The 13165-nt window shown below is 72.1% G+C and carries 15 protein-coding genes and 3 pseudogenes; 7 read left to right on the plus strand and 11 right to left on the minus strand.

The window, feature by feature from the left end; all coding sequences use genetic code 11:
• Positions 1-157 precede the first annotated feature (157 nt).
• From dusB to HET64_RS09465, 4 genes and pseudogenes are all read right to left on the minus strand, one after another.
• Positions 158-1306, minus strand: a complete 1149-nt coding sequence (gene dusB, locus HET64_RS09450) for a tRNA dihydrouridine synthase DusB (protein WP_215103716.1) — start codon at positions 1304-1306, stop codon at positions 158-160.
• A 122-nt stretch (positions 1307-1428) separates the two neighbouring features.
• Positions 1429-1701 carry a hypothetical protein gene (locus HET64_RS09455; protein WP_215103718.1) on the minus strand — a complete coding sequence of 91 codons (273 nt, stop codon included), beginning with the start codon at positions 1699-1701 and terminating at the stop codon, positions 1429-1431.
• Between the two features lie 123 nt (positions 1702-1824).
• On the minus strand, positions 1825-3081 hold the full coding sequence (locus HET64_RS09460; protein ID WP_215103720.1) for an arginine deiminase: 1257 nt from the start codon (positions 3079-3081) through the stop codon (positions 1825-1827).
• Positions 3082-3269: 188 nt separating this feature from the next.
• Positions 3270-3431: pseudogene (locus HET64_RS09465) on the minus strand (arginine-ornithine antiporter); the annotation flags it as partial.
• 281 nt (positions 3432-3712) lie between these two features.
• Between HET64_RS09465 and HET64_RS09470 the strand changes: the two are divergent.
• Entirely contained in the window at positions 3713-4891 is a 1179-nt protein-coding gene (locus HET64_RS09470) for a PP2C family protein-serine/threonine phosphatase (RefSeq protein ID WP_251145053.1), read from the plus strand.
• A gap of 13 nt (positions 4892-4904) precedes the next feature.
• Here the strand turns inward: HET64_RS09470 and HET64_RS40040 are convergent, their stop codons facing one another.
• Positions 4905-5396: a TetR family transcriptional regulator gene (locus HET64_RS40040; protein ID WP_251145054.1), complete on the minus strand. Its 492-nt coding sequence runs from the start codon at positions 5394-5396 to the stop codon at positions 4905-4907.
• On the opposite strand from HET64_RS40040, the pseudogene HET64_RS09480 reads away from it, so the two are divergent.
• Both HET64_RS09480 and HET64_RS09485 read left to right on the plus strand, forming a co-directional pair.
• Positions 5367-6032, plus strand: a pseudogene (locus tag HET64_RS09480) (zinc-binding dehydrogenase); the annotation flags it as partial. The gene HET64_RS40040 and the pseudogene HET64_RS09480 overlap by 30 nt on opposite strands.
• A 75-nt stretch (positions 6033-6107) precedes the next feature.
• Positions 6108-6845 carry a class I SAM-dependent methyltransferase gene (locus HET64_RS09485; protein ID WP_215103805.1) on the plus strand — a complete coding sequence of 246 codons (738 nt, stop codon included), beginning with the start codon at positions 6108-6110 and terminating at the stop codon, positions 6843-6845.
• Between the two features lie 109 nt (positions 6846-6954).
• Here HET64_RS09485 and HET64_RS09490 read toward each other — a convergent pair whose 3' ends face one another.
• Entirely contained in the window at positions 6955-7923 is a 969-nt protein-coding gene (locus HET64_RS09490) for a glutaminase (protein WP_215103728.1), read from the minus strand.
• Between the two features lie 283 nt (positions 7924-8206).
• On the opposite strand from HET64_RS09490, the gene HET64_RS09495 reads away from it, so the two are divergent.
• Complete coding sequence (locus HET64_RS09495) at positions 8207-8527, plus strand: cupin domain-containing protein (protein WP_215103730.1); 321 nt, start codon at positions 8207-8209, stop codon at positions 8525-8527.
• A 40-nt stretch (positions 8528-8567) separates the two neighbouring features.
• On the opposite strand, the gene HET64_RS09500 is transcribed toward HET64_RS09495, so the two are convergent.
• The gene (locus HET64_RS09500; RefSeq protein WP_215103732.1) at positions 8568-9221 is read right to left on the minus strand and encodes an HAD family phosphatase; all 654 of its coding nucleotides are present in this window, start codon (positions 9219-9221) and stop codon (positions 8568-8570) included.
• Positions 9222-9331: 110 nt separating this feature from the next.
• Here HET64_RS09500 and HET64_RS09505 point away from each other — a divergent pair.
• Together HET64_RS09505 and HET64_RS09510 are read left to right on the plus strand one after the other, a co-directional pair.
• A pseudogene (locus HET64_RS09505) lies at positions 9332-9661 on the plus strand (alpha/beta hydrolase); the annotation flags it as partial.
• Between the two features lie 140 nt (positions 9662-9801).
• Entirely contained in the window at positions 9802-10689 is an 888-nt protein-coding gene (locus tag HET64_RS09510; RefSeq protein WP_215103734.1) for a trypsin-like serine protease, read from the plus strand.
• A gap of 49 nt (positions 10690-10738) precedes the next feature.
• On the opposite strand, the gene HET64_RS09515 is transcribed toward HET64_RS09510, so the two are convergent.
• From HET64_RS09515 to HET64_RS09530, 4 genes are all read right to left on the minus strand, one after another.
• Positions 10739-10930: a hypothetical protein gene (locus HET64_RS09515; RefSeq protein WP_251145056.1), complete on the minus strand. Its 192-nt coding sequence runs from the start codon at positions 10928-10930 to the stop codon at positions 10739-10741.
• Between the two features lie 36 nt (positions 10931-10966).
• Positions 10967-11227, minus strand: a complete 261-nt coding sequence (locus HET64_RS09520) for a hypothetical protein (RefSeq protein WP_215103736.1) — start codon at positions 11225-11227, stop codon at positions 10967-10969.
• A 96-nt stretch (positions 11228-11323) separates the two neighbouring features.
• On the minus strand, positions 11324-11593 hold the full coding sequence (locus HET64_RS09525; protein ID WP_215103738.1) for a hypothetical protein: 270 nt from the start codon (positions 11591-11593) through the stop codon (positions 11324-11326).
• 145 nt (positions 11594-11738) lie between these two features.
• Positions 11739-12095 carry a DoxX family protein gene (locus tag HET64_RS09530; RefSeq protein WP_215103740.1) on the minus strand — a complete coding sequence of 119 codons (357 nt, stop codon included), beginning with the start codon at positions 12093-12095 and terminating at the stop codon, positions 11739-11741.
• 132 nt (positions 12096-12227) lie between these two features.
• On the opposite strand from HET64_RS09530, the gene HET64_RS09535 reads away from it, so the two are divergent.
• Positions 12228-13094, plus strand: coding sequence for a sigma-70 family RNA polymerase sigma factor (locus HET64_RS09535; RefSeq protein ID WP_215103742.1), 867 nt, complete (start codon positions 12228-12230; stop codon positions 13092-13094).
• Positions 13095-13165: the final 71 nt, after the last annotated feature.

Here is a 13165-nt window from a genome sequence, read left to right on the forward strand (position 1 = left end):
AGTCTCGGCAGCGCGCCGACACGCCGCCTTCGCTGATGCTCCGAACGGGGCCGGCCGCAGTCACCGCACGGGCACCGGCCCGGACATGCGAAAACCCCGCCCGACCGGGGAGGTCACGCGGGGTCCGTCGTACGGTGCCGGGGCTGCGGCGGGGCGATCAGCCGCCGGAGGTGTCCAGCTCCGCGTCGGCGCTGATGCCCGCGCAGTCGTACGGGTCCTTCAGCCAGCCGTCCGGCAGGACGACCCGGTTGTTGCCCGAGGTGCGGCCGCGCGGCCCGTCGGCGCCGTCGGGCCAGGGCTGGTCCAGGTCCAGCTCGTGCAGCTGGCTGCTCAGCTCCTCCAGCGAGGAGGTGATCGCCAGCTTCTTGCGCATCTCGGAGCCGACCGCGAAGCCCTTGAGATACCAGGCCACGTGCTTACGGAAGTCGATCACGCCGCGGGCCTCGTCGCCGATCCACTCCCCCAGCAGCGTCGCATGGCGCACCATGACGTCCGCGACCTCGCGCAGGGCGGGCGCGTGCCGGGCCTCGCGGCCCTCCATGGCGTTCACCAGGTCGGCGAAGAGCCAGGGCCGCCCCAGGCAGCCGCGCCCCACGACGACTCCGTCGCAGCCGGTCTCCCGCATCATCCGCAGGGCGTCGTCCGCGCACCAGATGTCGCCGTTGCCGAGTACGGGGATCTCCGGCACGTGCTCCTTGAGCCGGGCGATGGCGTCCCAGTCGGCGGTGCCGCCGTAGTGCTGGGCGGTGGTGCGTCCGTGCAGGGCGACGGCGGTGACGCCCTCCTCGACGGCGATGCGGCCGGCGTCCAGGAAGGTGAGGTGGTCGTCGTCGATGCCCTTGCGCATCTTGATGGTGACGGGGAGGTCCCCGGCGCCCGACACGGCTTCCCTGAGGATGGCCCGCAGCAGGGGCCGCTTGTACGGGAGCGCGGAGCCGCCGCCCTTGCGGGTGACCTTGGGGACCGGGCAGCCGAAGTTCAGGTCGATGTGGTCGGCCAGATCCTCGTCGACGATCATCCGGACCGCCTTGCCGACGGTGACCGGGTCCACTCCGTACAGCTGGATCGAACGCGGGGTCTCGGTCGCGTCGAAGTGGATGAGCTGCATGGTCTTCTCGTTGCGCTCGACCAGCGCCCGCGTGGTGATCATCTCGCTGACGAACAGCCCCTTGCCGCCGGAGAACTCCCGGCACAGCGTCCGGAACGGGGCGTTGGTGATGCCGGCCATCGGGGCCAGCACGACCGGCGGCCGCACGGTGTGCGGGCCGATGCGGAGCTGCGGGAGGGCGGGGGCGAGCGTGGTCATGGCTCCATTGTCGCGTACGCCGGAGAGGTGACCGCCTCGGCGGGGTGAGTCCGTCGGGCGCGGCACGCACCAGGAGCCCGAGGCGGGGCCCGCCCCGGGCTCATCGGCATCGCTCGGCTCGCTCACATACTGGCGAAGACAGCGCCGAGGACCATTCCGCCGACCAGTCCGACGGCGCTGACCACGATGGCGACCGTGGCGAGCCGCTCGTGCCGGACGACCTTGGCGATGATCGCCATGATCAGCCCGCCCAGGGCGAAGACGATCGGCAGGAAGATCAGCCCGATCACGCCCAGGACGATCGCGATGATGCTGAAGACGTTGCCTTCGGCACCTCCCCGCGACGCACCGTGATGCCCCTGCCCGGTCGGCTGGTTGCCGTACTGCGTAGCCATCTGTCGCTCCTTCGGGACGGTCGCGCCGGAATCCGGTCCCGAAGCGGACCGGCCTGTCGTTCGAGTGCCCCGAAGTCCCTTGTGTACACGGCTATTTGCTTACGGCGTGCGGCAGTTCCCCGGTCAGAACGCCACCGCGTCACGGATCAGCGGGCAGGTCATGCAGTGCCCGCCGCCCCGGCCCCGGCCCAGCTCCGCCCCGACGATGGTGATGACCTCCACCCCGGCGCGGCGCAGCAGCGCGTTGGTCTGGGTGTTGCGGTCGTAGGTGAAGACCACGCCGGGCTCCAGCGCCACCGCGTTGTTGCCGCTGTCCCACTGCTGGCGCTCCGAGGCGTAGACGTCACCGCCCGTCTCGATCACCCTCAGCCGGGGAAGGCCCAGGGCGCGGGCCACGACCTCGGTGAACGGGGTGCTGCCCTCGTCGGTGATCTCCATCCCGGGCGCCAGGTCGGACGGCCGCAGCGAGAAGGCGCGGACGCCGTCCATGATGCGCGGGTACAGGGTGACGATGTCCCGGTCCGCGAAGGTGAACACCGTGTCGAGGTGCATCGCCGAGCGCAGCTTCGGCATCCCGGCGACGATCACGTGCTCGGCAGCCCCCTGCTCGAACAGGGCGGCCGCCACCTGCGTGATGGCCTGGCGGGAGGTCCGTTCGCTCATGCCCATGAGGACGACGCCGTTGCCGACGGGCATGATGTCCCCGCCCTCGAACGTGGCCTGGCCCCAGTTCTTCTCGGGGTCGCCCCACCAGACGGTGCTGCCCCGGAAGTCGGGGTGGAAGGTGTAGATCGCCTTCATCAGCAGGGTCTCGTCACGCCGGGCGGACCAGTAGAGCGGGTTCAGCGTCACTCCGCCGTAGAGCCAGCAGGTGGTGTCACGGGTGTACAGGGTGTTGGGCAGCGGCGGCATCAGGTACTCCCGCGCCCCGGCCCCCTCGCGGGCGAGCGCCACGTACCCCGAGCGGAACGCGTCGGGGAGGTCGGCGGTGGCGAGCCCGCCGATCAGGTACTCCGCGAGCTGCTGCGGGGTCAGGGTCTCCAGGAAGGCGCGGGTGTCGTCGATCAGGCCGAGGCCCGCCTCGTTGGCGGTGATCTTCCGGTCCAGGAGCCACGTCCGGGCCTCGGGCAGAGCCACCGTGGCGGCGAGCAGTTCATGCAGTTCGACGACCTCCACGCCGCGCCCGGTGAGCTGGGCGACGAAGTCGGCGTGGTCGCGCTGGGCGTTCTCCACCCACATCACGTCGTCGAAGAGCAGGTCGCCGGAGTTGGTCGGGGTCAGCCGCCGGTGGGCCAGTCCGGGGGCGCAGACCAGGACCTTGCGCAGACGTCCCACCTCGGAGTGGACGCCTGGGGCGGAAGCGGGGGTGGTGCTGTTCACGGTGGGCCTTTCGCTCGGTGACGGCAGAGGTGTACGGGGTCGCGCGGCGACGACAGAGGGTGTACGGGGTCACGCGGCGACGGCAGAAGGGACGTGCGGGGGCTCGGAGCGAGGACGGGCGGGGATCGCTCAGAGCTCGATCCAGCCCGCGGCCGGCGCGACGATCCCGGCGACGGCGCCGGCGATCAGGCGATCAGCGCTCCCGCGACGCCGGTCTCCTGCGCGAAGCGCCGGGGCAGCGAGAACACCCCGGCGCCCACCATCGAGCCGACGACCATCGTGGTGAGCGTGAGGAGCGTCAGCTTCACCGCCGGGCGCGCCTCGGCCTGCTGAGGTTCGGCGTGCGTCATGACGTTCCCCTGTCGATGCGGTCATCGGGCCAACCAGGGAAAGCTAACAACGCAATGGGGCAATACAGCCCATATCACCACCGGCGGAGTGGTGCACCGGACCCTGTTCGCGCAGCTGAACACCGCAGGTGGACGCGGTTCGTTCCGGGCGCCCTTCCCACCGGGCGCCCCGGTCGAAATCGCTCGCCGCCACCGCAGGATTCCTCGACCGGGGCCATGAGAGAGGCGTCAGCGGGCAGAAGCACTCTCAACTTTTGGAGGCTGTGGTGACGTGTGACCGGATGGGACTGACTGAAGTGCTGGCGGCGGCGGAGAACGCGGCCCCGGTGGACTCGATCGATGTCGTGGCGCGCAATCTGCGCGCCCGGTTCGGTGCGCGGTACGTGTCGTTCCTCTTCGTCGACGTGGTCGGCAGCCGGCTGCTGCGGGTCAACGACACGGCCGGCTCCTCCCAGGAGCACCGGACCGAGCGAGTACCCCTGGCCGGCAGCGGCATCTACGACAAGGTTCTGCGTGCCCAGAAGCCGGTGCTGGCGGAGGAGGGCGGGCTGGGGCAGCGCGTGCTCGCGCCGGTCACCAACCGCGGTGACACCATCGGCGTGCTGGAGCTGTACCTCGACGTCGTGACCGAGAGCGTGCTGGAGCAGGTCGAGGAGGCCGCGCACGCACTGGCGTACATCATCGTCACCGACCGTCGCTTCACCGACCTCTACCACTGGGGAAACCGCACCACCACGGTCAGCCTGGCGGCGGAGATCCAGCGGCAGCTCCTCCCCTCGGCCCCCTCCTGCGAGGCGGCCGAGTTCGCCCTCGCCGGAGCCCTGGTCCCGGCCTCCGACATAGCCGGGGACACCTACGACTACAGCCTCGACCACGACACCCTGCATCTGTCCGTCACCGATGCCATGGGCCACGACGTCGACGCCTCCCTCACCGCCACCCTGGTCGTGAACGCCTCCCGCGGTGCCCGCCGCGCCGGAGCGGACCTCGCCGAACAGGCCCACCACATGCATCAGGCCCTTCTCGACCACGGGCGCCACACCTACGCCACGGGCCAGTTGCTCCGCATCGCCCTCGACGGAAGCGGAGCCCAACTGGTCAACGCCGGCCACCCCGGGCCGCTCCGCCTGCGTGAGGGCGCGGTCGAGGAACTGGGCCTGGTCGTCAACATGCCGTTCGGGTTCACCGCGCAGGACTCCTACGAGGTACAGGACATCGACCTGCGCCCCGGGGACCGTCTTGTGCTGTTCACCGACGGCATGCAGGAACGCGAAGCGGAGGCGGTCGACCTGCCCGGCCTCCTGCTGAGAACCGCGGCCGAGCATCCGCGGGAGGTCGTCCGCACCTTGGTCGCCGCGGTGGCCGACGCCTATGGCGGCCGGCCGCCGAAGGACGACGCCACCGTCCTGTGTCTGGACTGGCAAGGCCCTCGCAGAGGGATCCGCCGGTCGGACGCCTGAGTCCGCGCGCTCCTCAGACGAGGCGGGAGGCCCCCCAAGCAGCCTCGATCATCCGGAAGATCTCGTCCACCGCGGCCTGCGGATCGGGCGCCTCGCGGGCCAGCGTGTAGGCGTCGATCGCGAACCTCGCGATGGTCCGGCAGGCCGTCGACGTCTCCGGTACACCGAGATCGGCGGCGATGGCGGCGGCCAGCGACTCCGCGTGGCGCAGCCGCATCGACTCCTCGTACTCCCGCAGGGACGGCGACGACTCGATCATGCTCCGGACCGGGGCGGCCCCGGGCGCCCCGCAGTGGCGTACCAGGGCGTGGATCTCGCGGCGCAGCGCGGGAATCAGCGGCTCGTCCGGCGTCCGGTCGGCGACCGCCCGGACGAGGCCCTGCTCGAAGCCCTGGTCCTGCTCGAACACCAACGCCTCTTTCGAGGCGAAGTGGGAGAAGAGCGTGGTGACGGCCACGTCCGCCTCGGCCGCCAGGGCGTCGGAGGAGTGGCGATCGGCGACCATGTGTTCGGCGAGGGCTCCGACACGTACGCCGAGTTCGCCGTGCTGTCGGCCTGGGCCCGTATGCCGGAGGGCCTGACCTTCGAGGAGGCCGCGGGCTACCCGTCCGTGGTGGAGACCGCGCTGCGCGTCATCCGGGAGGTCGGCGTCCGTCCCTGCCAGACCTTGCTGGTCAACGGCGCGTCCGGCGGGGTCGGTTCGGCGGTGCTGCAGATCGCCCGGGACCGGGGCGTCACGGTCTTCGGCACGGCGGGGGCCGCCAACCAGGAGTACCTGCGCGCCCTGGGCGCGCTCGCCACGACGTACGGCGAGGGCTGGGTCGAGCGGGTACGGCTGCTCGGCCGCGTCGACGCCGCGCTCGATCTGGCGGGCTCGGGCGTGCTCGGCGAGCTGGTCGAACTGACCGGTGACCCCCGGAAGGTGGTCACCATCGCGGACCTGGGCGCAGCGGAGTCCGGCGTCCGGTTCTCCGGCGTGGCGGGGAGCGTGCCGGACGCGCCGGCCGAGGCGGCGGCGCTGATCTCACGCGGCAGGCTGCACATCCCGGTGGAGAAGTCCTACACGCTCGCCGAGGCGGCGGCCGCGCACATCGACAGCCGGGCGGGGCATACGCGGGGCCGCCGTGTCGTGATCGTCTGACCACGGGGCGGGTCATGGCCCGTAGGGTTCCCCGGACACACAGTGGCGGGCGCCGACGCGGGGCAGGGGATGGACGTGCTCGATTACGACGACGAGGCCCGGCACTACGACGCGTCCCGGGGTGGTGAACCGAGGGCCCGGGCGGCGGCGGACGCGGTGGAGCGGCTCCTGCCGCGAGGGCCTCGCACCGTCCTGGACCTCGCGTGCGGCACGGGCATCGTGACGGAACGGCTCCGGCGTCCGGGGCTGACGGTGGTGGGCGTCGACCGTTCGCCCGGAATGCTGGGCCTCGCCGCCCGGCGGGTGCCGGGAGGCATCGTGCGGGGCGACGGCGCACGGCTGCCCTTCGCGTCGGAGGCGGTGGACGCCGTCGTGATCATCTGGCTGCTGCATCTGCTGCCGGACCCGGTGCCCGTGCTGAGCGAGGCGGCCCGGGTGCTGCGGCCCGGCGGGGTGCTGATCACCACCGTCGACAAGAACGACGCGCACTTCGCCGAGGACAGCGACATAGCCGAGGTCACGGCGGACCTGCGCGGCCGGTACGCGCCCGAGGTGCCCGACCACTCCGCCCGGCTGCTCCGTTGGGCGGCGGAACAGGGACTGGGGACGGCGGGCCGGACGCGGTTCCCCGGCACGGGGCAGGGCCGCAGTCCTCGCGGCTGGCGCGAGGCGATCGGGGCGGGCCGCATCTCCTGGTGCACTCACGCGCCCCGGGACCAGGTGGCCGACGTGTGCCGCCGCCTCGCCGCGCTGCCGGACCAGGACGCACCCCGCCCGGACCCGCTGTACCGTCTCGTCGCCCTGAAGGCGTGACATCGCGGCGGCGGTGGGGAACCGGTGGGCCGAGGTTCCGCGACGCGGTGGTCACGTTCCCGCGACGAGCCCCGGGTCCACGTCCCGGCCGCCCTCCGCACGGGACGCGTCAGAAGACGGACAGCCCGGTCAGCGTGGTGAAGCGCGCGAGGGCCGACACGCCCGCCACCGAGTTGCCGCGCCGGTCGAGCCCCGGGCTCCACACGCACAGGGTGCACTCCCCCGGCACGATGGCGATGATCCCCCCGCCGACGCCGCTCTTGCCCGGCAGCCCCACCCGGTAGGCGAACTCGCCGGCCGCGTCGTACGTCCCGCAGGTGAGCATGACCGCGTTGATCTGCTTCGCCTGGCTGCGGGTCAGCAGCGCGGAGCCGTCGGCCCGGATACCGCGCCGGGCCAGGAAACCCGCGGAGAGGGCCAGGTCCGCGCAGGACGCCTCGATCGAGCACTGGCGGAAGTAGGCGGAGAGCAGCTCGGGGACCCGGAGGGTGATGTTTCCGTAGGAGGCCATGAAGTGGGCCAGCGCGGCGTTGCGGTCGCCGAAGGCCGCTTCGGAGGCGGCGACCTCCGGTACGAAGTCGATGGCGGGATTGCCGCTCTCCGAGCGCAGCAGCTCCCGCACCTGGCCGGCGGCGTCCCCGGTCAGGGCCTGGAGCCGGTCGGTCACCACGAGGGCCCCGGCGTTGATGAACGGGTTGCGGGGGATGCCGTTCTCGTACTCCAGCTGCACCAGGGAGTTGAACGGGTTGCCCGAAGGCTCGCGGCCGACTCCCCGCCATATCTGCTCACCGTCCAGGGAGAGCGCCAGGGCCAGGGCGAACACCTTGGATATGGACTGGGTCGAGAACGGCTGCCGCCAGTCGCCGACGCCGTAGACGGTTCCGTCCGGCTCCGCGACGGCCATGCCGAAGCGCCGGGGGTCGGCTCCGGCGAGCATCGGGATGTAGTCGGCCGGAGTGCCGTGGTCGGCGAGTGCGCCCATCTCCTCGGCGATGCGGCTGATGACGGAGCTGAAGCGGTGCGCTTCGGCGCGCGGAGCGGCGCTGCTCGCCCGAGGGGCGGCGGAGGGGTGGGACACGGCGATTCCTGACGGAGAGAGGCGAGGAGCCCGGCGGGCGGAGCGGGAGCGGGGCCGCCCCTAGTCTGACCCGCCCACCCTGGCGGCCAGGAATCCCCCCGTGCCGTGCTCCGGGAACGACTGCCTGTCGCCGGGCCCGGCCCCGGCGACAGGCCCTGCGACAGGCTTTGCCGAACGGTCGACCACGTGTCTTTCCTGGTCGGATAAGTTTCAGGGCATCCAATGATCGTTACGCACGGGCCCTTTTCTGCATGACCGACCGGGTCCGTGGGAGGGGTGTGCCATGAGTGCGATCGACCTTGCGGAGACGGCGGCCGCTCTGCCGGAGGCGTGGAGCTCCCGCGTGCTGGGCACGGTGGGGGCGGCCTCCGTGAAGCTACTGCGCATGGACGGGCTGCCCGTCGTCGAGGAGAGCCATGGGGCCGGCGAGGCCCTGCTGGTCCTCGACGGCCGGCTGGAGCTGGAGGTGGCGGGCGTGCCGGTGTCGGTGGGGGCGGGCGAGCTGTTCATGGTGGCGGCGGGGACCGCACACGCGGTCCGCCCCGGGAGCCGGGGCACGTTGGTGATCGTGGAACTGCCGGAGCCCCGACCGGGCGTTCGGTGAAGGCCGGCACGGCGGCCGACGGCTCCGCGTCGGGTGGCGGTCACTGATCCGCGAGGAGGCCGGGCAGTCTGCGCATGTCGTCGAAGACGACGGTGCCGGGCCCTTCGAGTCGCTCCACGGGAGTCATTCCCCCGTCGTAGGCGAAGGCGCGCATGCCTGCGGCCCGGGCTGCTCGAAGACCGTACTGGCTGTCCTCGACCACGGCGCACGCCTCGGGCGGGACCCCCATCCGCCGCGCGGCGTGGAGGAACAGGTCCGGGGCCGGTTTGCCGTGCTCGACCTCGGTGGCGCTGAAGATGCGGCCTTCGAAGCGCGGGTGGAGACCGGTGATCCCCAGCGTGAAGCGCATCTTCTCGTGGCTCCCGCTGGATGCCACGCAGGTGGAGAGGTGCGCGAGGGCGTCGAGGGCGTCGACGATGCCCTCGACGGGGGTGAGTTCAGCGGCGAGCGCATCGTGGTAGAGGTGCGCGAACTCCTCCTCCCAGTCGGCCGGCAGGCTGCGCCCGAGGTGCTCCTCCACCTGTCGCGTCATCGACAGGCTGGAGCGGCCCATGAACCGGTCGATGATCTCGGCTTCGGTGAGTTCCCATCCCAACCCGGCCAGGACGACGGCGTCCACGCGCACCGCGATGCGCTCACTGTCGACCAGCACGCCGTCGCAGTCGAATATGACGAGTTCGATCGGTTGGATCATGCCCGCAGGTTAGCCGGAGGCCATCCCGGTCACGCGGCGGCGGCGACGGACCCGAGGTCGGGATGGATCAGCAGGGCAGAGGCCCGTCCTGCTGGTGTCGCGCGACTCCCCCGGTCGGATACGAGGGCGGAGTGATCTCCATCGGCGTCCGTCTCGCCGCGGTCGAACCGCGCATCGTGGCCGCCGGGCTCTTCGCCGGGAGTCTCGTGCCCGCCGCCGTGTTCGAGGAGGCCCGCCGCGTCACCGTTCCGCTGCACGTCCTGCTCCAGTGGGACGACGAAGGGAACGACCGGCAGGCGGCCCTGGACCTCTTCGACGCCTTCGGCTCCACGGAGAAGACCCTGCACGCCAACCTCGGCGGGCACACCGGCGTCCCGGAGTTCGAGCTGGACACCGGGGCCAGGTTCTTCGCCCGGCACCTGAAGCCGCACGTGTCGTAGGGCTTCGTCCAGCACGCTCGCGCGCCGGCCGCTCCGGCAGTCCGGGCGGCACACCGGACGTCGATGGCCCTCCTCCTCCGGGGGGTCTCCCTACCCCGCCCGGTCCAGCGGGCCCGACCCAGGACAGGCCCGCTGGCCGGATGGATCAGTTCCTCTTGATCGCGGAGGCTGAGCAGGTCGAACCTGCTCAGCCGATCGGAGAACCAGTGTTCCGCTTGAAGTCCCCACGCCGTACGGTGTCGCGCGCCGCCGCAGTCGTCCTGGCCGGAGCGGCGTGCGCCGCCACGATGACCGGCAGCGCCGGCGCCATCGTCAACGGAGAGGATTCCACGCAGCGTTACCCGTCCATGGTGTCGATCCCCGTGACGGGTGCGGACGACCCGACGTTCAAGGGGGTCTGCGGGGGATCGTTGATCGACTCCCGATGGGTGCTCACGGCTGCCCACTGTGTGGACCCGAGGCTTGTCACCCTGGACGGCACCGTCAGGGTCGGCAGCGAGTGGAAGGACTCCGGAGGCACGGTCCGGTCCGTCACGAAGACGGTGTCCCACCCCGGCTACCGGAGCGGCGAGAACACCGGACCCAACCGCGACGACATCGCCCTGATCCGTCTGAACCGCCCGGTCGCGGAGCAGCCCGTCCGCATTGCCGACCGTCCGGGGCGGCCCGGCGCCCCGACCCGGATCCTCGGCTTCGGCAGGACCGACGACGCACCCGACGCCCCATGGGTCTTCCCCGACCGGCTCCAGGAACTCGACACCCGCCGGGGTGCGGTGACCGACTGCGCACCGGGTTACGCGGACAGCACCCGCCTGTGCACCGTCAGCCGGACACCCGAGGCCATGGCGTGCAACGGCGACTCGGGCGGCCCCCAGCTCCGGCGGGACCGTAAGGGACGCTGGGAGCTGATCGGCGTCACCTCCGGCCCCGGCGCGCCGGGGGTGCGTTGCAGTGACGGGCCGGGGCTCTACACCAGCGCACCCGCCTACGCGGGCTGGATCCGTGAGGCGATACGCCGCCACGGCTGATGCAGGACACCCCCTCGCCGACCCGCCGCGCCGACCATGCCCTTCTGCCCTACGCGCCCGCGCCGAGCAGGACGAAGGCGCCGGCGACGAACAGCCCCTGCCGAACGCCCCTCTCGCCCTCGCCGAGGGCCACCCCCGCCAGGAAGCCTCCCACCGCCGCCGTCAGCAGGACGGCGAGGACGGGCCCTGCCAGGCCCCAGCGTCCCGCACCGTCGTGTGCTTCTCCGGCCGAAGCGGTCATGCCCCCGCCTCCCCGCCGCGATGGGACGTCGTGGCTTCAGGCCTGCTGGGGGTGACCGCCGTCGCCCTCGACGACGAGCCGGTCCGTGCCCGGCTCGTCCGCCCCCTCGACCACCGTCACATCGATCGCGCCGTCGCCGGTGGTGTCGAACTGGTAGAGGTCCGCTCTCCCGTCACCGGTGGTGTCCGTCATCCATACATCGGGCTTGCCGTCGCCGTTGGTGTCGGCGCTGAGGAGGACGTGGTGCTCGTCCCCCTGGGTCGGAGCCACTTCTTCGGTGTGCGCGTTGGTGTCCATGGCGGCCGGTTGCCCCCGGGGCGCGGCTCGAAACCGGCGAAGGCCCGCGCGACTGCCGCTCGGGCCCCGCCCTCATGGTGTTCCCTGGCCGCCGGTTCAGTGGCCGGGCCGCGCCTCGGTGCCGGAGTGATCGATGACGTTGCCGTTGGAGCAGTTGTTCTGGTGGTTGCCGGTCCAGTCGGCCAGGGCGGGGACGACGGCGAGTTCCTGGACGCACACGTCCGCGGCCGTGAAGTTCCAGTTGTTCGCCGCGTTGACTCCACTCCCGAAGTTGCTGTCGTTGTCGGCGAAGGCGGGCGCGGCGGCGGAGGCGGAGGCGGACAGGGCCGCGGCGGCCAGCAGGCCGCACGTGATGATCTTTCGCATGGCTGATGAACGCGGACCCTCCTGTCAGGTCACGCGGTGATCACCCGTACGTGACAGAGCCACGGGAGCCGTCCCGCGCGGGCCCCTCCACCCGGGTCCGGCGAAGGTCGGCCGCCGTCGGTGCGAAGGGCCGCACCGGCGGCGGTCACCGCCCGCCGCCCGCGAAGAAGCCGGTACTGGCGACGGCGAGCAGCAGGTAGACCCCCGGGAAGGCGATGTTGTGGAAGACGCGCGTCCGGACGTGGACCAGCATCGCTCCGACGAAGAACACGGTCAGGCCGATCGCCGCCGCCAGGCCCAGCCGGTGGACACCCAGCAGGCCGACGACGAGGCCCACCGCACCCGCGAGTTTGAGCGTCGCCAGATACGGCACAGCCCAGGGCGGAACGTGCACCTCCGCCGAGTTGGCCCGTACGAACGGCGCCCGTACGTAGTCCGCGACGGCGACGGAAACGTTCGCGACGGCACAGGTCACCGTGGCGATGAGCAGTACGGAGGTCATGTCCTCACCGTCTGTCGGTGCATGGCATTCTCATCTCCTCGGGAGCCGCGCGGGAAGGCGCGGCAGGAAGGCGGACAGGAAGGGTTCATCCGACCGTCCTGACGTCCGCCCGCCCCGGAAGGTGACACCCCGATGCCGATCACGGTCGAAGAGTTCGAGACCGCACGACCACGACTCCTGTCGGTCGCCCACCGCATGCTGGGCTCGGCCCAGGACGCGCAGGACGCCGTCCAGACCGCATGGGTACGGGCGGTCACCGCCCGCCCGTCACCGCCGGTCGAGAACCCGTCCGCCTGGCTCACGACCGTCACCGCCCGGGTCTGCCTGGACGAGCTGCGTGCCCGACGCCGCCGCGCCGAAGCGCCGCTGCCGGCGGACGCCGTCCCGGCCGCGAACCTGGCCGCGGACGAGGCGGTCCTCCTTGCCGAGGACGTGTCCCGGGCGCTGATGGTCCTGCTGGACCGGCTGACCCCGCCCCAACGGGTCGCGTACGTCCTGCACGACCTGTTCTCCACCCCGTTCGACCGGGTCGCGGAGGTGCTGGGCGCGACCGTGCCCAGCGCCAAGCAGCACGCCAGCCGCGCACGCCGACGCCTCGCCCCCGCCCGGCAGGGCGCGGAGGAGACCGGCCGGGCGGATCAGCGGATCGTGGACGCCTTCATGGCGGCGGCCCGGACCGGGGACACGCGCGGCATGATCCGGCTCCTCGCACCGGACAGCGTCCGCGACGCCGAGGCGGCGCTCCTGCCGCACGGCGGCCGCACCACCGTCACCGGTGCCGCCGACATCGCCGCCGAGACCGCCCGGTTCCGCGACCGCATCCGGGCGGCCTGCCGCCTCACCGTCAACGGCAGGCCGATGCACGTGATCGCCCCGGGCGGGCACCCCTTCGCCACGATTGAGTTCAGCACGGCGGGCGGACAGATCACCCGCATCACGCTGCGGTCGGCACGGACCGAGGACCGGTTCGACGCACCGGGGCCCCCGCATGCTCCCTGACGCTCCGTCAGTCACGCCGATCTTCGCCCAAGTCGCCCGTGAGGTCGGACATCCAGGGTTCTGCCGATATC

The organism is Streptomyces sp. McG3, from assembly GCF_018619185.1.
GTDB lineage: Bacteria > Actinomycetota > Actinomycetes > Streptomycetales > Streptomycetaceae > Streptomyces.